A 5,113-nucleotide genomic window follows, 5' to 3' on the forward strand; every position below is an offset into this window, starting at 1 on the left:
ACCACCGCGTCACCGACGCACTGACGGACCACCTCCATCGCCTCGATCGCTGACTCGAGTCAACCACCAGGGGTTGATCCGGCGCCGAGGGCCGGATAATCGAGCGGCTCAACAAGGAAATCAAGCGTCGAGCCGACGTCGTGGAGATCTTCCCGAATCCGGCGGCGTTTCTGCGGTTGGCGACTGCGGTGGTCATCGAACAGCACGATGAGTGGCAGGTCACCCGCCGCTATGTCTCGGATGTGAGCATGGACGAGCTTCGTGCGGTGATTGCCGCGAAGGGACACGCTGCCGGGCCGGCGTTGTCGTTGACCGGATCGAACGAAACAGCATAGTATTCAGCACGACTCGTTGATCGCTACGTGTGCTGCAAAGCCGATCCGAAGTCCACCACTCCACGGGGCACTATCTCTTCGGCACCTTTGAACAGGTATGCGTGGCAAATGAACTACATCGTCGGATGGAACGGAAGACTGAAGCCCTTGTCAGCATTAGATGACATTCCGCATGGAAGTGAGAGGAGTCAGCTAGCACGGCATCCTCAGGTCAACGTCACAACTTCCCACCTCCAGAGGCCGCGCAATCGCGACCTACGGCAACCATGGTTGAACCAACTTGCCAGCGTGCCCACCAGAGCACGTCGCAGGTTGCATCACCATAGGTGCTTGGTGGACCCGTGCGGCCTGCTGATGCTTTTACCGCCTTCGATCGGTGTACCTGGACACCGAATTAGATTCGGGGCGCCATCTGTGGTGACAGCCGCGTCCCGGACTCCGCTATACGGCGCAATCGCGGGGCTTCTAGGCCCTGTTTCATAAGCAAGCGCTCCGCAACCACATATTGATCGCAGCGATACGCACCACCGCTGTGTAACGGACCGCGAGCTTGTCGTATCTCGTTGCCACAGCACGATTCTGCTTGAGCAGGTTGATCCCGCACTCGACAGCATGCCGCTGCTTGTAGAGTGCGGGATCGAACTCCGGCGGCCTACCGCCGGCCGATCCTCTGCGTCGGCGATGTTCCACCTGATCCGACTTGACCGGAATCGTCGCCCGAATCCCGCGTTTACGCAGGTGAGCGCGATTGGCAGCGCTGCTGTACGCCTTGTCCGCCAACACTCGATCCGGTCGCGTCCGAGCCCGGCCACCACCGAGGCGAGGCACCTCGATCGCAGCGAGAACCGTCGTGAACTGCGGGCTGTCCCCGTATTGACCGGCGGTAATCACGATCGACAAGGGCTTGCGGCCCTGTTCGCAGGCCAGATGCGCCTTGGTGGTCCACCCGCCCCGCGAACGACCCAAGGCGTGGTCGTCCGGTTCGGTCTCGACCCCGCCGGGTGGCTCACGCTGGAGATCACCGTCTTTGCGGGCTCCAGCGGCGTGCTGGTGGGCCCGTGCGATCGTCGAGTCGACGCTCACGTCCCACGTGATCTCACCGGCAGCGTCGGCCAGGGCCTGCAACGCGGTCAGGATCTGCGTCCACACCCCGGCGCGTTGCCACCGGCGGAACAGTCCGTAGACCGTCTGCCACGGTCCATATCGTGTCGGCATCTCCCGCCACGGTGCGCCGGTGCGGATGCGCCACCTGATTCCGTCGATGAGCTGGCGTTTCGTCCATTTCGGTGGACGGCCGGTCTTCTGTGGACAGGGCAGCAGCGGCGCCAACCGCGCCCACTGGGCGTCGGTCAGGTCCGCGCGCCGCTGGACGGCTACGCTGGGCACGAGGTCTCCGGTATTCAAGGTTTTGCTTGGTCGCTAAACCCAGATACCGGAGACTTCACTCATTCAGTTGTTGCGACACTCCTGCTGGCACCATCTCGGTTCAAGATCACTTTCGAAACACGGCCTAGAACACCACCAGGTTCGACTGAGAGGCGCCTGCATATGAACTCGGTCGGCCAGGCATCCCACGCTGGCAACAGTGAGCTGCGGTCCAGCAGGGATCCTGCCTATAGGGTGCCGCCCAATGACAGTCGTCCGGCGATAGCGCAGAATTCTTCCTGATGAGGCCGAGCTGCATCGGTCCGGGCAGTACGAGTGGACCCGCCTGCCGTGAAAGATAGCCATATACACGAACGGCGTTCCCGAGGCAATACCATAAGGCCTTCGTTTCTCTGTCGATCTTTGCTTGGCCGGCCTAACTCAGGGCATCATCCCGGGAGGGACTCTTGATCAGGACGGCTAAGGTGGGCACAGGAATCGCATCCGGAATACGAGGGGTACTAGCATGACAGTTCCTTTTGATGACTCTGAGCTCACGAGAGTCTTCGCTGACTATAATTTGATGCTACCTCCACTCGGACAAGGATCCTTCAAAGTCGCATACCGGGGAACTCGGGGCGCGGATGACATCGTAATAAAAATCCTTACCGAACCACTTCCGGTGGACTTGGAATCAATGGAATCGGTGCCCCTGCCAACGCGATTCAGTCGAGAAATTGAAGGAATGTCTATCATAGATTCGCCATATGTAGTTCGACTTGTTGAAGCACCTCGAAAGTGTGTTTTATCAAATCGTGAGCATCTATGGTATGCAGAACCGTTTTATCCTGGCGGGACGCTAGAAGAACGACTCGTCAACGAAGGTCCCAGCGAAGAGTTGGCCCGCAAAGTTCTCGTTTCCTTACTTCGAGCGGTAGAGGCAATGTGGACGGATGCCTCTATAGTGCATCGAGATATTAAACCGGGGAACATCGTTTTTGATCAGAGTGGAGATCCGATCCTGTTAGATCTTGGAATCGCATTCCATAACGACATGTCTCCATTGACCGACGCCTTCGACGCATCGCCTCGCACAAATCGTTACGCCGCGCCCGAGCAGTTCGAAATGAGAAGATTTGCAGAGATTGACTTCCGAACTGATCTGTTCCAGATCGGAATCGTGGTTTTCGAGACGCTTACGGGTAATCATCCATTTTGGCATCCATCGATAGATGCAGACGAGTACTTCAGAAAACTGAACAGCTTCGATGGATCAGTCTTCGGATCGATTCAATGCCCATCGGACCTAGAGCGCGTAATAACGCGACTACTTGCGCCTCGACCGAGTCAGCGCTTCCGAAATATTTCTATTCCTCTGCGAGCCTTGGGGGTTCTGTAATGAATTTTTTTATCCAACATGGTTACGGTAAGGGTACTAAGATATCCGATGTTTTTGACCAGGGTTCTCTTGGTGGTGTCATCCTCAGCCCAGGTGATGAAGAGCCAACGGCTTTACGGAGTACAGTTTCTGCGATTAATGACTTGGGGATAGTGCCCTTGCTCGACCCGCAAACCTACGTTTATTCAATAACGCCTCCCGGTGTTGCAAGATGTCACAGCTCTCACGGTGTTAACTTTCGGCAAGTGAAATGGTCACAAAGTGCGAGAGAGGTAGAGTCTCAGATCGAATCGATACGTGCTGCTAATGTCGCGGTGGGTATTGATGGGCCAATGATTGCACCTACCTGCGTGCAGTCCACTTTTACTGATATATGGACGCCGCTTTCGCTTCAATATGCGCGATCTGCGCTCGACTCATGGGGAAGTGAAAATACAATTGCGAGTGTAGCCATCGATGAGGGCGCCTTGACGAACTGGCATGATATCGCAGATTGGCTTGATATCGTCACCGGAATAGATGTAAGAGGTTTTTATATCGTCGTTAATCGATCGAACAAGGGCTACCCACCTGTTCCGTGGGATTCTCTCCGTTTAGGAAATTTACTCAGGTTAATGTACAACCTTTCGGTTCTAAACGAATATGAAGTCCACTGGGGATATTCGGACCTGGAGGGGGTGGCTGCGATTGCCGCAGGTGTGGGTTCCGTGTCTTCCGGCTGGCATTACACGTTGCGGCAGTTTTTTACGTCAAAATGGCAACCGTCACCCTCCGGCGGACAGCCTCCTACTCCTCGGGTATATGTTCCAGCGCTTTGGGCTTCTTTGAAGGCCGAAGAAGAACTTTCATATATTACAAGACTTCCTTATCGGGACGAAATACTACAGGCGCACATCTTGTCAAGGTTCGCGTCAGGAAATTTTTCCTCGTGGGGGCGGCCAGAGGGGCAGGTTCAGTTCATGACAGAACTTTCGAATAGAGTTTCTGATGCCGCTCGCTCGATAGACATATCAACGCGACTGGATGAATTGGATATCGACCTGCAAAACGCGGCTGATCTCTACGGCCGAATTAAGCGAGATCGAATCGTGCTGCCTCCGAGCTATGCTGGACGAGTGTCGACACTTCGCTACAGTCTTGAGGAGTTGCGCACGAAGGAGGGGATTTGATTTCTTGATGTTCGAAATGTCGGTGTAGAAGTTCAAGTAGCCAAAGCTTTTGTGCGGTACCAATTTTCTGGTACCGCGCTTTCACTGTCCATCGGAGGGTTACATCGGAAGCGGATATTAGCCCGCTATTATAAATCTTGAGCGACATTTTGTCTACGCGGGAAGCTGAGTTTTCGGGCATTAATATTGCTGTGCGGTTTGCCATTGGTCTAAATCGGGCGACCTGCCTTATAGCACGCCTCCAATCGGTCATTTTTGCCTCAATCGCTAGAGAATCGTGAACTATAGATTCTGCTTTCTTGATTTGCGCATCGTTCCAGCCATCTGTCCGCATCGATGACCGTAATTCCTTCGCGTAAGAATCGGACACTCCTACGGAGTGATTGTTATCGTCAGAAACAACCACGGCTTGGGTGAAAGTGGTAAACCGGATTGAATTTTTGAAGTATGAGTGAAGCCCACGAGGTGAGGCAGTAATGGCGATAGCATCGGGTCGGCCGCGGCCAAGTTGGGGCTCTGGAATTATATAGAGACGTCTACCCGGCCCAGGAGGCATCAGTTTGTTGGCTTGTGTGGCGAATGCTTCGGTAAGGCGTGCCTCATGTACAGGAACCCCAACTCGCCGGCGGAGGGGTGCTTCGGTGCTCTTCTGGATCATGGGTGTTCCAGTCTGCATTTACGTACCGGGTGCTTATTAGCTTGTCCGGGAAGTCTCTTAGAGCTTGCTGCGATCACCTTCTCAGCCTAGGTGTAATTCCCGGGGACGTTGTGAACGCCGACGCGGTCTATAGGTGACTGTCCACCGATCCCGGTGTGGGGCCGATGGTGATTGTAGTCATGCAGCC

General features: G+C 55.1%; 3 protein-coding genes and 1 pseudogene. 3 read left to right on the top strand and 1 reads right to left on the bottom strand.

The genetic code is table 11. From position 1 onward, the window contains the following. Positions 1–98: 98 nt before the first annotated feature. Positions 99–335, top strand: a pseudogene (locus ACQR3U_RS23220) (transposase); the annotation flags it as partial. 477 nt (positions 336–812) lie between these two features. Here ACQR3U_RS23220 and ACQR3U_RS23225 read toward each other — a convergent pair. After that, on the bottom strand, positions 813–1,721 hold the full coding sequence (locus ACQR3U_RS23225; protein ID WP_064063636.1) for an IS5 family transposase: 909 nt from the start codon (positions 1,719–1,721) through the stop codon (positions 813–815). A gap of 562 nt (positions 1,722–2,283) precedes the next feature. Between ACQR3U_RS23225 and ACQR3U_RS23230 the strand changes: the two genes are divergently transcribed. Next, positions 2,284–3,099, top strand: a complete 816-nt coding sequence (locus tag ACQR3U_RS23230) for a serine/threonine protein kinase (protein WP_372477768.1) — start codon at positions 2,284–2,286, stop codon at positions 3,097–3,099. After that, the gene (locus tag ACQR3U_RS23235) at positions 3,099–4,268 is read left to right on the top strand and encodes a hypothetical protein (RefSeq protein ID WP_230811595.1); all 1,170 of its coding nucleotides are present in this window, start codon (positions 3,099–3,101) and stop codon (positions 4,266–4,268) included. The genes ACQR3U_RS23230 and ACQR3U_RS23235 overlap by 1 nt, the downstream gene beginning before the upstream one ends. The last annotated feature ends 845 nt before the right edge of the window (positions 4,269–5,113 follow it).

Origin of the sequence: Rhodococcus sp. IEGM1339, assembly GCF_050321925.1 — a bacterium.
Lineage (GTDB): Bacteria > Actinomycetota > Actinomycetes > Mycobacteriales > Mycobacteriaceae > Rhodococcus > Rhodococcus pyridinivorans.

What these genes read in the sequence shown, in the direction of transcription:
- ACQR3U_RS23230 (WP_372477768.1), top strand. Translation starts at nt 2,284, where the DNA reads ATGCTACCTCCACTCGGACAAGGATCCTTCAAAGTCGCATACCGGGGA.
- ACQR3U_RS23235 (WP_230811595.1), top strand. Translation starts at nt 3,099, where the DNA reads ATGAATTTTTTTATCCAACATGGTTACGGTAAGGGTACTAAGATATCC.